Source organism: Butyrivibrio sp. VCD2006 (assembly GCF_000423925.1).
Classification (GTDB): domain Bacteria; phylum Bacillota; class Clostridia; order Lachnospirales; family Lachnospiraceae; genus Butyrivibrio.
Window position 1 is genome coordinate 23361 of sequence record NZ_AUIX01000025.1, and the last position, 18380, is coordinate 41740.

The 18380-nt window shown below is 35.1% G+C and carries 11 protein-coding genes; all 11 read left to right on the forward strand.

Annotated elements, in window-relative coordinates; genetic code table 11:
* Position 1 precedes the first annotated feature (1 nt).
* The 11 genes from dptG to G586_RS0110855 all read left to right on the forward strand — a co-directional run bounded on the left by dptG (position 2) and on the right by G586_RS0110855 (position 18322).
* Positions 2-1471 carry a DNA phosphorothioation-dependent restriction protein DptG gene (dptG, locus tag G586_RS0110805; RefSeq protein ID WP_026527775.1) on the forward strand — a complete coding sequence of 490 codons (1470 nt, stop codon included), beginning with the start codon at positions 2-4 and terminating at the stop codon, positions 1469-1471.
* Positions 1452-6770: a helicase HerA domain-containing protein gene (locus tag G586_RS0110810; RefSeq protein WP_026527776.1), complete on the forward strand. Its 5319-nt coding sequence runs from the start codon at positions 1452-1454 to the stop codon at positions 6768-6770. Before dptG ends, G586_RS0110810 begins: the two co-directional genes overlap by 20 nt.
* Positions 6757-7779, forward strand: a complete 1023-nt coding sequence (locus G586_RS0110815; protein WP_155834102.1) for an HNH endonuclease — start codon at positions 6757-6759, stop codon at positions 7777-7779. Before G586_RS0110810 ends, G586_RS0110815 begins: the two co-directional genes overlap by 14 nt.
* The gene (locus G586_RS0110820; protein WP_051204728.1) at positions 7769-8380 is read left to right on the forward strand and encodes a class I SAM-dependent methyltransferase; all 612 of its coding nucleotides are present in this window, start codon (positions 7769-7771) and stop codon (positions 8378-8380) included. The genes G586_RS0110815 and G586_RS0110820 overlap by 11 nt, the downstream gene beginning before the upstream one ends.
* Positions 8381-8682: 302 nt before the next feature.
* Positions 8683-9960 (forward strand): helix-turn-helix transcriptional regulator, encoded by a 1278-nt coding sequence (locus G586_RS0110825; protein WP_026527779.1) that lies wholly within the window; start codon positions 8683-8685, stop codon positions 9958-9960.
* Complete coding sequence (locus G586_RS0110830) at positions 9947-10915, forward strand: WYL domain-containing protein (protein WP_026527780.1); 969 nt, start codon at positions 9947-9949, stop codon at positions 10913-10915. The genes G586_RS0110825 and G586_RS0110830 overlap by 14 nt, the downstream gene beginning before the upstream one ends.
* A gap of 18 nt (positions 10916-10933) precedes the next feature.
* Complete coding sequence (locus tag G586_RS0110835; RefSeq protein ID WP_026527781.1) at positions 10934-12148, forward strand: hypothetical protein; 1215 nt, start codon at positions 10934-10936, stop codon at positions 12146-12148.
* An 86-nt stretch (positions 12149-12234) separates the two neighbouring features.
* Positions 12235-12945: a vWA domain-containing protein gene (locus G586_RS22640; protein WP_051204729.1), complete on the forward strand. Its 711-nt coding sequence runs from the start codon at positions 12235-12237 to the stop codon at positions 12943-12945.
* A gap of 18 nt (positions 12946-12963) precedes the next feature.
* Positions 12964-13725, forward strand: a complete 762-nt coding sequence (locus G586_RS0110845) for a protein phosphatase 2C domain-containing protein (RefSeq protein ID WP_026527782.1) — start codon at positions 12964-12966, stop codon at positions 13723-13725.
* 143 nt (positions 13726-13868) lie between these two features.
* Entirely contained in the window at positions 13869-15218 is a 1350-nt protein-coding gene (locus G586_RS0110850) for a protein kinase domain-containing protein (RefSeq protein WP_196811586.1), read from the forward strand.
* The gene (locus G586_RS0110855) at positions 15215-18322 is read left to right on the forward strand and encodes a DEAD/DEAH box helicase (RefSeq protein WP_026527784.1); all 3108 of its coding nucleotides are present in this window, start codon (positions 15215-15217) and stop codon (positions 18320-18322) included. The genes G586_RS0110850 and G586_RS0110855 overlap by 4 nt, the downstream gene beginning before the upstream one ends.
* Positions 18323-18380 lie beyond the last annotated feature (58 nt).

Below are 18380 nucleotides of genomic sequence, written 5' to 3' on the forward strand. Positions count from 1 at the left end.
TATGGGCAGTTTTGTATTTGATAAGGATATTTTCCAAAAGAAGTTTATTATGGGCTCAAATTTTAAAAACAGAGCCAAGAGTACCGCTCCTAATTGTGACAGCGTATGCCCTAATAATAGTGATAATGGAAATGCATTTAAGGGATATTTAAGTCAAGAACTACTATCTGATACAGTTCATTATCTTAAAGGAGAAGTGGTAACTGATAAAAAGATTGATAATCTTGAGGATAGGCTTGAAGCTGAAATAGAGAAACAAGTAACGTTTGAAAACGAAGAATTGCAAGGTGTTTTTAGAGATGTAATCACTTCATTCTATTTTGAAAAAAATGAAACTAATGATAGAGAAAGCGTTTCATTACTAAGATATCAACCAGCAAGTAAAGCAAAAGATTTTGGAAAATTTATTGCGGACGTTTTTCTTGAAGAAGAGACAAAAGCAAAATTTCTGGATGTATTTGACAATGACAAGAATCCTTTGGATGAAATTGTAAGCAAGTCTTATATGAGTCTACAAATATTAAAATCTTTAAAAAACGATAAAGAGTATGCACGTATTTTTTCTGAGGATTTGGATGGATTGTTTACGATCATGAATAAAGACTTCCAAGCTGCATTAGATGGTAGAAATGATATTGTCGGAGATATGGAATTTTTGCTGACATATTATTTGTTAATCTATTTATCACAGATTGCATTAAGGCTAGATAATGACCTAGATGGAAGAGAAAAGGATGAATGTATAGTATTTTTTAAGTCGGCTAAAGAACCTGTTTCTGAGGATCGAGATTGTGTTATTCAGGGTTGGAAAAAGGTCGAAAGAAAGACAAGCAAGATTTTCAAACATTTAATAGTATTGAATATGCTTAATTGCCATGACAATAAAATTCCGTATTTGACATATTCAGGTATTTACAAGGAATATGAGGATAATGTTGACGAAAGATCTGATATGAATGCTGCAGTAGATTACATTATTGATCAGTATACAAAAGTATATATCCATGATACAGATACCCCAGGCATTTGCGTGGATTTTTCGAATATAGATATGCCTGAAAATGATATGTCAATTGATTCATTCAAGAAAAAAGTCCAGTACATTTTCAATTGTGTTTCATATCAGCTGGATAGTAAAAATTATAGACAGAATGTAGTTTCATACGTTGCGAGCAATTATAACCATATTTTAAAGATGAGATTTGTGAAGAGCTGGGGACAGCTTGGTCATATGTTAATCATTAATAACGAAGACTTAATACGTATGATACAAATATGTCAGCGCAGTTCTGACCGCATGGATGAAGAACGTGGAATTCAAATTAGTGATTTGTTTGCAGAGTTTGCCAGTAGAAGGCTCTACTTAGATGGGAAAACAAAGCAATATATTATTGATTATCTTGTCAATATCAATTTGATTGATAGTAAATGTGATAGTGAGGAGGCGCAATATGTCAAACGAATCCAGTAATATGGAACAGTTGCAAAAATATATTGCCAGGAACATAATAAGTTATTTTTCAAATGCTTCAGAAGCGATAACAAGTCGATATGTATTATACTTTGACAGCCTTGAAAACATAGTTTCTTTTGGAAATGAAATCAAGAAGATGCTATTAGATCATAATGCTAAAGATGATTTGATGGCAAGACTAGGTGGAGATGCAAGCTTCGAAATATCACTTGAAACCCCGTTTGCATTCAGAAATGACGAAGGCGGTCTTGAGTATGAAGCTACTCAGATTAGAGTCAAAAATAGTGCAATAGAAAGAAGAATTGTATTTGTTCCTGATTGTGATGAGAATGAAGTGCTTCTTGGAGATGCATTTAAAAATGGTATACGAAATAAATTTGTAGATGAGAAACAAGATGGAGTACTTTTCTACCTATCAGTGCAAAATATAGCCAGTGTTTCAAAAACTACAGAGAATTTTCAGAGACAAGGAATGCCCTTGTCTATTCCAAATGTTTATGAGAATTTGAAGTCGCAAATTGCTATTATTCCAGGCGAGAATCAACAAAAAGTAGTTTTATATGCTCTTAATAAGATTAAGGCAAATAAACCGCAAAGTGATACATCTTTATTGGAGTTTGCACCAATAATAAGAATAATTGAATCTAAAAGTCTTTCACAAGATGATTTCCATGATTTGCATATGTTTAAAATGACGTTAGCAGATTTAGGAAAGAAGGATTGCTTATTAGCTGAGAACTATAAATTATACCGGGATGTCTCTCTTGCTCTTTCAGATCAAGAGCTTGATAACACTTTATCTTCTTATGAGCCCAAAATTATTCAGGAGATAAAGAAAGCTTACGATGATGATGAGAATGAATGGGATAATGATATAAGCTTTGAACATATACAGAAATATAAGAAAGTAAATCAGAAGAAGTTTAAACTGGAAAGCCCAATAATGATACAGGATGCTGATGGAAATGAGCTAGAACATGATTATTACTTGGACTTTGTAAAAAGTAACACTGCTTCATTTGTGATAATGACTAAAAGCTTTACTAGAAAAAAGAAATTTGGAATTGTTGTTAGATTTACTCAAAAAGCAAATGTTAAGTCAGAGGACTTTGTTGTTGAGCAGTTAAATGTTAGGGGGAATGCTCATAAGATAATAATTGAAGGAGATCAATATTACAAGAATGGTACAGTTATATTTGAAGGTGGTAAAGAGGGTAAATTTACAGTAATAGTTGCAGTTATAGATGTGGCGCAAGATTTTTTTGCTGATACCTGTGTTGGATTTACCAAAAAGAGTTCAAAGTACATGTACCAGCTTACTGCACATGATTATGTTGTGAGTCTAGGAAATGGGCAGGAAGATGTAAATATAGAAGTAGAGTTTCGTCCTGATTTAGCGCCTATCCCGGTCAATAGTGAGAAGAAGACGGACATTAAATTTTGTTTTTCAGAAGGAGAAGTAGCTAAAGAACACGCTGTAAAACTTAATTTGGATGACAATTCTGCTCTATTAGATGCATCAATTAGATTTGAAGAAACAAAACTTAGGGTCATGGAACTATTCAAGCTTTTCAATCAATGTATGTTGAATAGTGATTCTTTTTATGTTAAGGAAGGACTCTTATATAACAAGCATAAGCACAGTGAAAAGTATACAACAGAAGAGTTTGATGTAGCAGGAAAAAAATATGGCGTATCAGACCTTCTTGAGTTGGAAAGAGAGATAGTACAAAACGGATATAAATGTATTGAAACAGCAGGATTAAAGGTTTCAAAAGAGATTGAATGTAATGTTCCGGAAGATGTCTCGACTTGTTATAAAAATATATGTAATTATTATAAAAGGATTGGAACTACACCATCGATTAGTACTGTGAATAACGATCTCTTAAAGCTTTATTCAGAGTATATTGGTGCTGTTTTGAAGTATGTTAATTATTCAAGTGATGTATTTAAAGATAAGCAGAACTTACCATCGGAGGTGTTTAAGCTTTTTTCTTTAGGCTTAGTAAAAGATACGGATGGTCTTATTTGGTTAAGTGCATTAAGTCCATTGAGTATTGCATATCAGATGGAGTTACGAAATGGCAAGAATAGTTGGGTGGATTTAGATTCTTATTTATATGAGAGTCTAGGTTTTGGCAATATGCTGCCATTTATTACAGATAGCGAAGATACCGTTTTTCAGGCTATTAAAGGCAACTACCCTATTCAATGGGCTTGTTATTGCGATGCATCGCAATCGATAAAAGGAGATGCTAATACTTATTATCAGAAGATAGAAGATTACTTGCTAAAATTCGAGTATTTGTTTGATGGAATAGCCAATAAAGCCTTTATTATAAATATCATAGGAATCCAGCATACATCTGAAATAATTAAGGCTATTCTTAAATTATTTGTATCCAAAAAAATAGACTCAAATAACTTCTACCTTGATATTAATTATTATTTCAAGCAGACAGGGAAGAATGATTTCGAGAATATGACGGAATACAACTATATTTATACTATTGCACAGCAGTATTATGGCACGAAGAATGCAGAAACTGTTGAAGAATTTTGCGACTGGTACATTGATCATGTTAGGTATTATGCAAAATATGATTCAGGAAAGTATAAATATGCGCATATTTCATTTTGCGCATTTCAGAATGAGAAAAATTCCTCGCTTAGCAATACAATTTCAGCTTCTAAATCGGGAATTATGCTAAAAGGAGTGATTTCTGACATACCGTCATCTCTAGATAAAGAGAGTGGAATATATAAATATGGTTTTGGAGCACAATATATAAATGGGTTAGCTGATTCTTCTCAATTAATGCAATTGGCATATTCATATAATGAGTTGGCTAAATGTAAAGAAGGAAGTCCGGCTAGTAGAGATACAAGTATTGCGCAAGGGGTTCAAAATACTAAATCGGATAGGTTAGACGCGATATATAAAGCATCAAATTGGGTTGTATTTGTAGAGCCTAAGATAGATTTGGATTTTTTTATTGAACAGGATAACAATAATAAAGATGATTTAATAATTATACATTATCCTGATAAAAATGTTACATCTGCTGGATATACATCAATTACAGTAACACAAAAATCTGATCAGTATATTAATGTTATAAGGGAATACCTTCAGGTAAAATTACCGTTTGTGTCAGATGATGTCGATGTAAAAGGTGTAATCAAAAATTTTAATGCATATAGTGGTGAATGGCTGATGAATTTCATTAACAATAAGCAGGTAGAAGAAAAGATCAGCTTGGTTTCTGCTATAGGTTTTTGTAGGAAGTATTTTGAAGAGATATATCCTGATTACACATGGATTCCGATTGCACTTGATGAAGTTCTTAGGGTTACAGGATCTATTGGTGGAACGCTTACTAATGTTCTGTTCTCAAAAAAAGTTCTTATAAATAGAGGAATAATACAGTCTCAGAATGCTACATCTGATGATTTATTATTCGCTGGTGTAAAAAAACATGATGGAATTGTTTCTGTTACATATATACCAGTGGAAGTAAAACACGGAAATTGTGATGCAAAGACAAAGAATGATGCACACAATCAAGTATGTAATACTGCACAGCTTTTAAGAAGTTCGTTCCTAGATTCGGAAGAAAAGCATGCTCAGATTGATAAAATGATTTATAGGAACTATATGGTTCAACATTTGGTCTCTAATGCAGAAAAAATGTTGGCATATAGAATTGTGAATACGGATAACTATAAAGAAATAGTCGATTCAAATGTTAGAATTGATTTATTTAATGACGATTATCAGTTAGAAATCAGTAAACAGACAGACTTGTACGCTTTTTATTTTGTTGAAGGCCAAGCAGCGGTATCAAAAGCTCGAAATAGTGTTGATGGAGTAGTTGAAATTGCAGTGCCAATTACAGATATGTATAGATATTTGATTGATGATGCTGTTATAGCAGCCGATGCACATGCTTTATCAGAGCAGATTATGGGTACAGATACTACTTCGTATGAAATAAATATTCCTGAAGAAGAGTACTATTTATCTGAAGATGAAGCAGAAGAAGGCGATAAAGTATCGGATGAGCTTTCTAGCGAATTGGCAGGATTGACACCGCTTACATCAGTTTCTAATGATGATAATATGCTGGCGCCAGATACAGCAGCTGATAAAACCGATGAAAAGGATGTTTCACCAGAGAAGCAGGAAACACGAGTTTTAATTGGCAAGGATTTAGCCAAGAATAGAATATATTGGGAATTTGGAAATAAGCTTCTCGCCAATAGACATCTTTTGATAACAGGAACATCCGGGCAAGGAAAAACATATAGCATACAGACTATGCTGTATGAACTGACACAAGCAGGAATATCTTCAGTAATATTTGATTATACTGAAGGCTTTATGAAAAATCAGTTAGAAAAACCGTTTGTTGATAAGTTGGGTGGTAAGATAAATGAGAGAATTGTATATAGCACAGGAGTACCAATAAATCCATTTGTGAGTCATGAGATAGATATTGCGGGAACTATTGTTAAAGAAAAGCCAGCGTTGGTTGCTTCTAGATTGGCAGATATTTTCGCACATGTCTATGATTTTGGAGAACAGCAGTATTCTGCAATCTTTTCTGCGGTTTTAAATGGAATCAATAAATATGGTGAGAATATGTCTATGGCGCACTTTCAACAGGAATTGGATGAAATACAAGATTCTAATAAGGCTGCAAAGACAGTTATTTCGAAAATGGAACCGTTTTTCCAGACTATTTCATTTGAAGGGAGTAGTGATTTTGACTGGGGAGAGGTTCTATACAATGAAGAATCGCAAGTCAACATTTTTCAGTTGACCCTCATTAATCGTGAGATGCAAGTTATTATTACAGAATTGATGTTATGGGATGCGTGGTATTATACAAAGAAATTTGGTAACAAAGATAAACCATTTGTTGTTGTGCTTGATGAGGCGCAAAATTTGTCGCATAAGTCTAATTCACCAAGTGCAGCTATCCTAACTGAGGGCAGGAAATTTGGATGGTCAGCATGGTTTGCTACTCAATCACTAAAGGTTTTAAAAGATGAGGAAGTAGTTAGGTTATCGCAAGCTGCTTTCAAACTATACTTTAAGCCAACAGATGATGAAATACCCAAAATTGCTAAACTTTTGGACCCTGCGGGGGAGACTAATTGGACTGCAGATGTAAAAGGACTTCAGAAAGGACAATGCATAGTTATTGGTAGCCGTACAAATAGTAAAGGAGTATTTGGTGCAACACAACCAACAGTAGTGTCAGTTAGCTCGTTTGAAGAAAGATAATATGGAAGGAGATGTATATATGCCAGGATATAATCTGAAAGAAGGCTTCTACCGTGAAGAACATGTCTCAGATGATGAATTGTGGGCAGCATTTACATCTCTTTTCTCATCTCAGGCAACGATGGTTTCAAGCTATAAATATGGATTTCTCAAAGCTATTATTGATAATCTTTATAATACGGACGAGGAATTGCAATTATCTTTTAAGCAATTGTTTTCAAAATTTGCTGAAATATATTGGAACTTGATTCTTAAATACCATCTTAAGCAACAGTCCAAAAAGAAAACATATCTAGAGCAAATAATACATGATTCTGTTCATAAATATGCATTACCTGACGGAATACCATATGAAAGTTTAACAGATGACATGATGGATGATGTTTCATATCAAGTTAAGCAAAAATGCAAAAAATATGTTATTGGGGCTTTGTTTGAAGATACTAAGAGATTATTTTATTCTTTTTCTAAGAAAGAAGAGAAGATTAAGATCAAACCAGAAATGTACACTTTTATATGTAAACATAAGGTGGCGATAGAAAAATTAAATTATTACGAGTGGGCAAGATTTCTAGAGCGCATAAATGAGAGTGGTGAAGCAGATCATTTGCTTAGTAAAATTGATGAAAGCGCTAAAAGAAGTAACCTGTCTTTCTACAGAGATATTCTTTTTCAGGAATTTGAGAATAAATGTTTTTATTGCGGAAGGCCAGTTACGAAGGATTATGTTGAAGTGGATCATTTTATTCCGTGGTCATTTATCAAGGATGATCAGATATGGAATTTTGTGCTTGCCTGTCCAGAATGTAATAGCAAAAAAAGAGATAAGCTAGCACAAGTGGGGTTTCTTAATAAGATATGTGAACGAAATGAGATTATGGTAGGGAAGAAACAAATTGATAGTCCGGATATCTCGAAACGTATAAAAATGATTTATAACTGGGCACAGAAGAATGGATACGACAAGATTTGGACTCCAAGGAAAGTGGCTCTTTTAAATGATAGATAATAACGTGGAATACTATAACAAAAATGCTGATCTTTTTTTTGAAAGTTCAATAGATGCAGATATGTCAGATATGAGGGATCGCTTTCTTAAATTTATTCCTGACGGGGGTAAACTTTTAGATGCAGGATGTGGATGTGGAAGAGATAGCAAGGCATTCCATGATGCAGGATATGAGGTGATTGCATTTGATGCTTCAGAAGAGATGTGTAAAATGGCATCAGCTTATATTGGTCGGAGTGTAAGAAACTTACGCTTTGAAGAGATTGATTATGATGGAATCTTTGATGGCGTTTGGGCATGCGCTTCTTTACTCCATGTTACTGAAGGTAATCTTCCTAATGTTATGGAAAGAATATATAGATCTTTAAAGCCAGGTGGGGTTCTATATGCTTCCTTTAAGTATGGTGAAGGGGTGTGTATACGCGGCGATAGATCATTTATTGATTTTGATGAGAAAAGCATAATTTCGTTACTTGTAAATGCAGGTTTTGCGGTACTGAGTGTGGAAATAGGGAATGATTCCAGAGTGGGAAGAGAGCAAGAAAAATGGGTGAATGCTATAGGGAAAAAGAAAATTGATGCAGCAATGAAAGATAATTAGGAACAGGTAATATAATTTGATGAAGAGTAGGAGTAAGGAATAGCAAAAAATGATGCAGGATATAGCAATTGTGACGTTGAAGCAATTTGTTAAGTCTTGTATAATATTTACAGTGTTCAGTATGAGATAGTTTTTTATGGGAATGCGGCATAGCTGCAATAATATATGCGAAAAGCATGATTGTTGAAGGATAATAAACATCAGAATGGCTGAAAGCTGTTTTGGTGTTTTTTATTTTGCTTGTGTAAAGTATGGTTTTTAGCCTTTTGGTTAATGATTTATTGGGATTGGAGGGTGGTGTTATGTCACTTAGCAATTCAAATTATCTCATAAGAGATTATGAGAATATTCGAGCAATCCTGCGCGATATCTATATCTATGGGTGTTTTTCCAAGGATGACTTTGTAGAAAAACTTGGCATCAGCAGTAGAAAGTATGATAAAGAGCAGCAGAGGATAAGTGCTTATTTGCCTGAAAACTTCATACAGAAAAGGCGAGTAGATAAGAAAGCAGTTCTCTATTGCACCTATCATGGTATGGAGGATAGCAGGAACTATCTTGCAGATACTTATAGAAACAAATCATTTACTGCGCTTGATATTATGGCATTCTTCTTTGTTCAGCAGCTGTTGGCTGAAACTGAGGAGATGACTGCAGGAGAAATCTTGGAAGCACTCCCTTCATTAAATGATGATGCTGTATTTACTAAGGATAATTTAAGAGTAAAGCTTGATGAGTTGGTGGAAAAAGGCTTTATAACAACTACAAAGCGAGGAAGAAGCGTAAAGTACAGGCTGTGTAAGGACATCTGGGAAGACTTTTCTGATGAGGAGCTTTTAGATATTTTTAATTATCTTGAGTTTATGAAAAATGTTTCTCCTATCGGAATGCCATATTTCTTCCTGCAGGATAAGCTGAAACTTTACCTAAAGAGTAGTAGGGATATAGATTCCTCTGATTACAAGGTGTTTAGTTTCAAGCATAATCATCTATATAACATACTGGATAATGATGTTTTACTTGAAATACTGAAAGCAAAGCAGAAAAAAAGGCTTCTAAAGGTTACTTACAATAATAAGCAGAAGGAAAACACTATTATTGTCGGAGAGATAATCCATGACAGCGTATATGGAAGGCAATATCTGCATTGCTATTTGCTTGAATCTAAGCGGACATCAGTAATCAGAATTGATAGAATAGATGAAGCATCTGATATCGGGGATCTGGATGATAACGAAATCAGGATACAAGATGGGATGAGAAATTTTTCTGATTATTGTTGGTGTACTTCGTCAACGGAGTCGGGTCCTTCTGAGATTGTCATCCATTTTATGTTTGATGAAGAAAATGAGGGATATATCAAGAATAGAATCCTGAATGAAGGCCATGGAGGAGTGCTCACAAAAATAAGAGATGGTATTTATGAATATAGACTCAATATTGGAGATCCTGATGAAATGATTCCATGGATTAGGAGCTTTGGTCAGAGAGCAAAAGTTATTTCTAGTGGGGAGAGGAAAACAGAAGAAAAACTTAAAGATGATTGGAAGAGGGCGTTAGAAAAATATGATTCTCTTTGATGAAACAGAAAGTAAATATTATGAGTTGATAGCATACTTGCTTAGTGAAGGTGGTTCTCTTACGCATAATGATATAGCATGTATGATAGAGCAATGCTGTCCTGGAGAGACGGATTTTGAAGTGACAGAGGCTCTTTTCTCCAATACTGAAGGAGAAGAGATGATTTACATTAAGGAAGATGATGAATTTGTTCCAGCATTGGATAGCGCATTTCCTGTGCGTAACAACAAGATTGAGCTGGAAACAACTGCATCGTTAGTGAACAGTCCTTATGTAAATCATTTTTTGTCTGCGAAAACAATTGAGAAGCTTCGAAAAGCTACTGCTACTATTGCTGCAGATTGGAGCCCTAATGATATCACTGTTAAGAATACATTTCTAGGTGGGGCTGCTTCATCTATTAAGTCCTATAGCAGCATTATATCATCGATTGCTAAGGCTATCCGTGAGAAAAAGGGAATCCAATACGATTATATTCGTCCAGGTCGTATGCTTAAGAATAATGCGGTTGTATTTCCCGTTAAAATAGAATTCTCGCTTGTAAACGATAGATTCAGGGTCTGTGGCTATAATGAAGATGAGAAGCGATATGTGAAAATGAATTTGGATAGCATGCAGAACATAATGCTCTTAGATAAGCATCCAGATATTGATGTAACTGAAGGCTATTCGGAATTCATACATCATGAGACAAAGAAGATATTATTGGATGTGGATCCAGTGCCGCATGTTATTGAGCGTTGCTTTAGGGTGTTCTCATATTATGATCGCAAGGCACGCTATGATAAGACAGGAAATAAATATAGGCTTGGAATATCATACCTTAAGGCCGATGAGAATGAGGTTATTAAGAATATTCTCTCTATGGGAAGTTATGTTGTAGTTCTGGAGCCAAGGACTATACAAAGGGAAGTTTATAACAGAATACAAGCAGCAAGTAAGCTGTATGAATAACAAAAGGATATTTTGCAGATGGGAAAGAAAAATAAAGCTACAAAAACGGCGGACGTCAGTAAGAATAAAAAAAAGAATGTTTCTATAGTAATAAGTGGCAACACTAAAATTAGTAATTTTCTACCTGATTTTATAGATAGAAAAGCAGGGTATATTTATAGCATATTAAATGGAAGAAAGATGGCACCTGAAAAATGTCCAGTATGTCAAAAAGATACAGAAAAATATGCTTTTGAAGGAATAGTTGCAAAAAAGATTGTAAAGGTAAAAGGAGTAAAATGCCAACATTGTTTGACTTGTTATTTCGAGTATAAGACCTATCTGCAGTATTTTGGAGCGTTTAGAAAATTAGAAATAGTATATCCAGAGAGTTTGAAAGAGAAGAAAGAAGAATTACAGATATTACATAGTAAAGAGGTAAATTCCAATAGAAAAACAAGTAATGTGAGATCAGAAATGCAGGATGAAATGTTGGAAAAGATAAAAGAAGGAGAGATTTCGCTACAAATTATACAAAGTATTTCATCGTATCCATCACTAATCCGTGAGCCATGGATTCAGGAAAAAATTCTTGAAAATGCTAAAAAAGATGCAAGTTTTTCTGTATATTTTCCTTTTGTAGATTTAAACCAGGAAAATGCCAGAAGTTTTTTGAATTCATTAACTGATGTGGCTGTAGTTTTTAGAATTATAAATAATAATCTCTGGGGTGTTGATGAAGGCGCAAAATATGAATTTAGTTACGAAGTGGAGGAAGTTCTGAAGTTAAAGAAGATGGGAAATGAATACAAAAATTCAAGATTGTATTCTTTTTTCAATTCACTGATTAACTTTCCATATAGTGCTTCTGATAAGGAAAAATTATTTTCTGGTTACTGGGATATGGTGCTGGAATTAGCTGATTTTTACAGAGGAAAGGATTTAGTTAATAAAATTATCATATCACTAAAGAGGCATGGGTATGACATAAGAAGGTATGCAGCAAAACTGGAAGATAATCGTGAAATTAACGGGGACAGGATAAATGAAATTACGCATATTCTTTGCGATATACCTAAAAGCAATTATGCAAATCTCATTAAAGAAAAATACCAAGAAAGATTCGATATAAAAGCGGACATAACTAAGAAAGAAGAGCGTGAAATTGAAAATGTCAATCCAGAAGATATATATATTGATGATTTTGGAAAGGAATTCGATTTTTCAGAACTTAAAGGATTTTTGGAACTGTGATGTGATAAGTTCGCACAGTTTTTTTACTGTCAACAAAAATGGTTTTTGATAGATTATAAACAGAAATATTACGAGCGAGGTGCAGCATGGGGTTAAAGGATGTTGTTATAAAGGAAGCGAGACCATTACCGGTTCTGCTGTTAGTAGATAATAGTGGAAGTATGGCAAATGAAAAGATAAACACTGTAAATGTGGCTCTTAAGGAGATGATTGCTGAGTTTAATGGCATCAAGAATGCAAAGGGGAAGATCAGTGTTGGAATTATTACATTTGGTAATACGGTTGAAATAGTTCAGCCAATAAAAAAGATTGAGGAGACAATCGTTCCAGAATTCCAGGCGGCTGGAAAGACATGGATGGGAGAGGCAATTGACAAGGCTATTGATATGCTTGAAGACAGAAATCAGGTTCCTGAAAGAGCATATACTCCTACAATAATCTTGCTTAGTGATGGATTGCCGTCTGATTGTCCAGGGAGGACTGATCCAAAGAACTATGATTTTTCACAGTGGGAGCCATTACAGAGGTTGCACTCAAGTGAAAGATTAAAGAAGTGTCCTAAACTGGCGCTTGGTATAGGTGATGGAACAAATTACAGAATGCTTAATGCGTTTATAAATAATCCTGAGGTTCCGGTAATAAAAGCAAATGACTTGGCGACAATCACAAAGTTTTTCCAATGGGTTACATATTCTATCAGTAAGAGATCTGTTAGTAGTAATCCAAATGAGCCAGTCATCGGAGATCCAAAGGAAATGTTTGGGGCAGATGAGGTGGAATACCTGCTCAGTTTGTAAGAATAGGATAAGTAAGGAATGAATCAAGATGTGAAATCTGTGGCGCTTGGAGATTATCAGATTGATATCGGTGGGTTATCACAGATAGGAGTTTATAAAAAAGTAAATCAGGATGCTTTTGCCATTGGAGTAGTACCTGAAAAACAGCTGGCATACGTTATTGTCGCTGATGGACTGGGTTCCTGCAAACATTCGGATAAGGGTTCTGCGAGGATTGTTGAAATTGTAGAGAATTGGATTGTCTATAAGCTACCAGAGTACGCTTTTATGAGTAATAATGTGGCAAATATATTAGCAAAGCGAATGGTACAGGAATGGAATGCTTCGTATGACGTGGAAGAAATAAGTGATTATGATTCGACAGTGCATTTTGCGGTTTTCTATAATGGAAGCCTTCTTATAGGTGGTGTCGGAGATGGAATGGCATTACTTAGTTATGACTCATTTGTATGTAAGGACATCGTGAGCGGAGATGATCTTTTTAGTAATGTGACAAATTCTATGTGTTCAATAAATATCTCAGAATTGCTTTCTACAGAAGTTGTAGATAAGGACAATATTAAATCCAAAGCAATTATGATTTTAGCAACAGATGGAATAGCTGATGACCTTATTCCAGAGAAGAAACTGACATTGCCAGGATATTTTCAAGAGACTATTGAAAATGATGGAGTAAAGGCATTGCAAAATGAGCTTGAGGAGTGGATAGGAGACTGGGCTACAGAAAACCATAGTGATGACAAGACTATTTGTTATCTGTCTATAGAAAAGAGGATTTGATGGGTAGTGATAATGATCTTATTGGTCAGGTAATAAGAGATACGTGTGGCAGAGAATATCATATTACCGCTGTATTAAGTAAAGGCGGTCAGGGCGTTGTTTACAGAACATCTGAAGATTACCTGATCAAAATAAACACATCGATGGATAAAGATAAATACGCTGAAAGGTATCGCTGGCTACAGAAAAAAGGCTCACAGCTTCCAAAGGAAACAAGAATTGCATTTCCGATTGCAATTTTGGAAGAACCATATGTTGGTTATGTTATGAAAGAAGCCAAAGGGCATGTTTCTCTTAATGATTATGTAGAGAAGCCTGAAGAAATAGAAGATTTGTGGGATTGGTATTTTAATGCAACAGGAGGACTGACTAAGAGATTGCAGATTGGTGGTCTTTTAGCAAAGAGCCTTAGATATTTGCATATTAATGGATATGCATATGTTGATATCTCACCTAGTAATATCTTTGTTTCAAGAGATAAAAACAGCCTGGCTATAATTGATTCCGACAATATAACCTCTGGCGTTTACAATCCTTTGATTGATGGAACTAATTTTTATATGGCACCGGAAATTGCTAATAAAGCAGCGATTGCCAATTCTGTAACTGATACATATTCGTATGCTGTTTTGCTTTTTAAGATGCTAACAACTTGTCATCCATTCATTGGAGACGAAGCTGAGGATGCTAATCCGGAGTGGGTTCAGGACTCAGTAGACAGGGGGAAGCTTGAATATATCGGTAATCCGAATAGCGATAAGAACAAGAACAGTAATTTTGAAAATACAAAAGTTTTTCTGACAGATGAGCTGTTGGAGCTTTTCAGGAGGACATTTGTAGATGGTAAGCTCGAAAGCTCAAGAAGACCTACACTTTTTGAGTTTATGAGGGCATGTGCTCATGCAAGAAACCATGTTATCCAGTGTGATAATCAGGATTGTGATGCAGAATACTATTACACAGGAAAAGACTGTAACTGTCCACTATGTGATGAACATATAAAAAAAGTATATTTGATTACAAGCAGGAATATGGTTAAAACACATGGAAAGATACTCATTCCTATAGATGCAGCTCCAGAGATGAAACCATTGGATGTTTACGATGATACAGTAGGAAGTATGGAAATCACTAAACAGATGAAGTATATAAATCGGAGTTTTTTTGACGAAAATATTCCGTTAGAGTCAGATAATACATTAGCTGCTTTGGCAAGAACAAACGATGGAAAACTTGCAGTTATCAATCTCTCTAATACAAAGATAAAATTGATTGATTCAACTATGACGAAATCTATAGAAGTAGTGCCATACAAAAAAGGAGTGAATAGCCCACCGATTATAGAGGATGTTCCTGATAAACATTATTTGGTGCTGGATAAGAATATTGATATTACTACGGATGCTGAGTTTATTGACACAAAGCAAATAGAGAAATTTTATGGAACAACAGAAATTAGTAAACTCATTTTAATCAAGCAGGAGGATCAATGAGAAGTAATAAGATAAAATTTGCGAATGAGTTTTGCTTCATGGCAAATCTTGAAAACGCGGATGAAATAATAAAGGTAGGATTAGTCGATTATCAGATTCCGCAGGATGATCTTTTTATTAAAGATGTGAATGGTATCTTTGTTCGTGTTGGGATTACTGCTGAGAAGCAGACCGTTGTAGCGAGACTACATTCTTCATATGGGAGAGGGCTTCTTAGAGCGGATTTAATAGATGGAGCTAATATTTCATTCACACTCATGGAATTTTCTGATGCTGTAAATTATGAAGAGGAAAATCCTCTTAGAATTGTGATTGACCAGGCAATTGCTGCAGATCTTATGGCTAATGATATTGAGATGGAAAAAGCAGCGCGTGAGATGAGAAAGCAGTTGATTGTTGATGAGGGAGGAAAGTTTCTTTTTGCATATAAAAATGAAAATGAAGAAGGAAAACTTCATCTAATTGGAGAAAAGTATACTGTAACAATTGCAGAGACACCTCAGCATTATCTTCATGTGATACAGATGATGAAGAGAACCAACAAAAGCAGGATAGATTCTCCAATAATGTTGGTAAAAGGGAACATAGAGATTGTTGATGAAATAAATGATGCAGCGATGCTGACAGCCAGAGCAGATGAACAGTATGCTCAAATGATCAGTTCTGATAATGAGTTTATCAGTTTGTGGAATATATATAACGACCTAGAAACGGAAAGTATAAGGCAAGAAGCATCAGATATGGGATTCCTGAAATACAAAGGCTTTAGATATGCTAATGGTGTTATTGTATTCTCCCTTGATAAATGCTATACAAGACGAGAGTTTTGCGCTGACAATATGTATTATGTTGCCATTCAGAACATAAATCCTCAGGATCCACTTGGATATAATTTTAAATCAGTGACTGTTTTGGGCTCTGAGATAGATTATAGCTGTGTTAATACTAACGAATTCAGGATAAAGGAAGATATGGATACGACTCGTATCATACCTTCTTCAGGTTATCTTCTTCCGAGCTTGACTGGATCTGAAATACAAAGAAAGCGTCGACTGAAAGCTCAGAGGAATATTCTTTCTAACAAATGCAGATTGCCTGGATTGAAAAGTGTAATTCAAGGCGGTGCACAGGTTGGAGTAATAGGTCGAAGATATCAGCCTATTTCTGCAGACCTTGAGCAGGCTGTATTTGAAAATAAGGAAGACCACTTTACTGAAAAGCAAAAGCATGCGATAGATGTGGCTATTAATACACCGGACATTGCAGTTATTCAAGGTCCGCCAGGAACCGGTAAAACATCCGTTATAAAAGCTATTGTAAAAAGAATTGATGAACTTTGGAACAGTAAGGCTAAGATTCTTATAACCTCTACGCAGCATGATGCTGTAGATAACGCTGTTAAAGAGGTTAATTATGGGGGAGTTCCAGTTAATCGAATTGCTGTGCGTAAAGGAAGAGAAGAAGGTAATTATCTTATTTATGATTGGATTGATAAGATGATTGATTCATGCGAAGGATGGCTTGAAAAGCAGGAAGATAATTCTAGAAGTAAGGTAAGAGAATTGTTTGAAAAGCTCGTTCTTATTGAGGATACCATTGATTATAAGGCAATTAAAGCTCGTCTGGAAGAATGTAACAACTTGGCTGCTGATATGGAATTAAGTCCAGAACTTCATAAACAATATGCTCTGGTTATTTCTGAACTAGCGTCAATTTGTAATGGTTCAGAAAGTGATGACAATCCGCTTCCTGGTTTGATAAATGGTCAGAGACTAAGTAAAGAAGCCTTTTTGGATGACGGAGCAATTCAGTTAAAACAACTAGAACTCCACTTGAAGTTTGATAGTGATCTTGAATATGAAATACCTGACTATTGGAAAAAACTTGAGAAGATAACAGAGGACTGCCCTGAATTAGAAGAATACTTAGGAAAGCTAAAGGCTGATTGCGAAAAGCTGGAAGCGTTATGCCCTGAAATGACAGCGGTAAATAATGAGCTTCTTGATAAGGATATTCAGGATTTGATTAGAGGATATCGTCTTGAATTAGTTTCTAAGGGAAATGATGATGCCTCGTTGACGAATATTATATGGGAGTTTAAGCAGGAGCTTACTAATAGCAATAATGTTGATAGATTGATAAAGAAGTATTCAAAGATAAATGCTGCAACTTGTCAGCAGTCAGCAAATCCTAATTTGAGTCCATCTATGGAAGGATTTGATGATGAGTATGACTTTGTGATTGTGGATGAGGCGGCAAGATCAAATCCTTTAGATTTGCTTATCCCGATGTCTATGGGTAAAAAGATTATTTTGGTTGGTGACCATAAGCAGCTTCCACATATGGTCGAAAGGGACATTGTAGAGGCAGTGGCAAGTAAGATGGAAGGAAAGAATGTCGAATCAGTATTGGAAGAATCGCTGTTTATGAGATTAAATGCATTACTTGGCTCTGAAGATAAAAAGCTTGGAATAAACAGAACTGCTATGCTGACAGAACAGTACAGAATGCATCCTGATATATGTGATCTTGTTAATGTGTTTTATGATGGCAAACTGGATACGATGTGTAAGCCTGAGAATAAGAAGCATAATCTTGGATTATATGATGATAGTGCGCTGGTTTGGATAGATATGCCTATTTCGGAAAAGTTCCCGGCAGAAGTAAAGAAACAAAGTGCTAGCAGGAAATGCGAGGTCGATTTGATACAGAGGGAGCTGGCAAAAATCCTTTCAAAAAATGCTGAATACGAAATTGGCATTATTACATTCTATAGCAAGCAGGCGGAATTACTTAATGATATGGTTCGAGACAACTTCCCAAGTGACATTCATAGAATTCAGGTTGGCACTGTCGATGCTTTCCAGGGAAAGGAATTTGATGTGGTTTTACTTTCTGTTGTTCGAGCTAACAGTGAGAAAGACATGAAAAACAGGGTTGGATTCCTAAATAATGATAATCGACTTTGTGTAGCATTTAGTAGAGCAAAACGACTGCTTATTGCAGTCGGGGATTCGAAAACAGTAGCGTCCGATGGTGAGCGCGAATATGTAAAACCATTACTTGAAATGTACAAGAAAAGTAATGTTATAAAGGAGTTGTAATATGGCCAAATTGTATGATTTTGGTGCTGATTATAGAAATGTCAGTGCCAATGAAAGA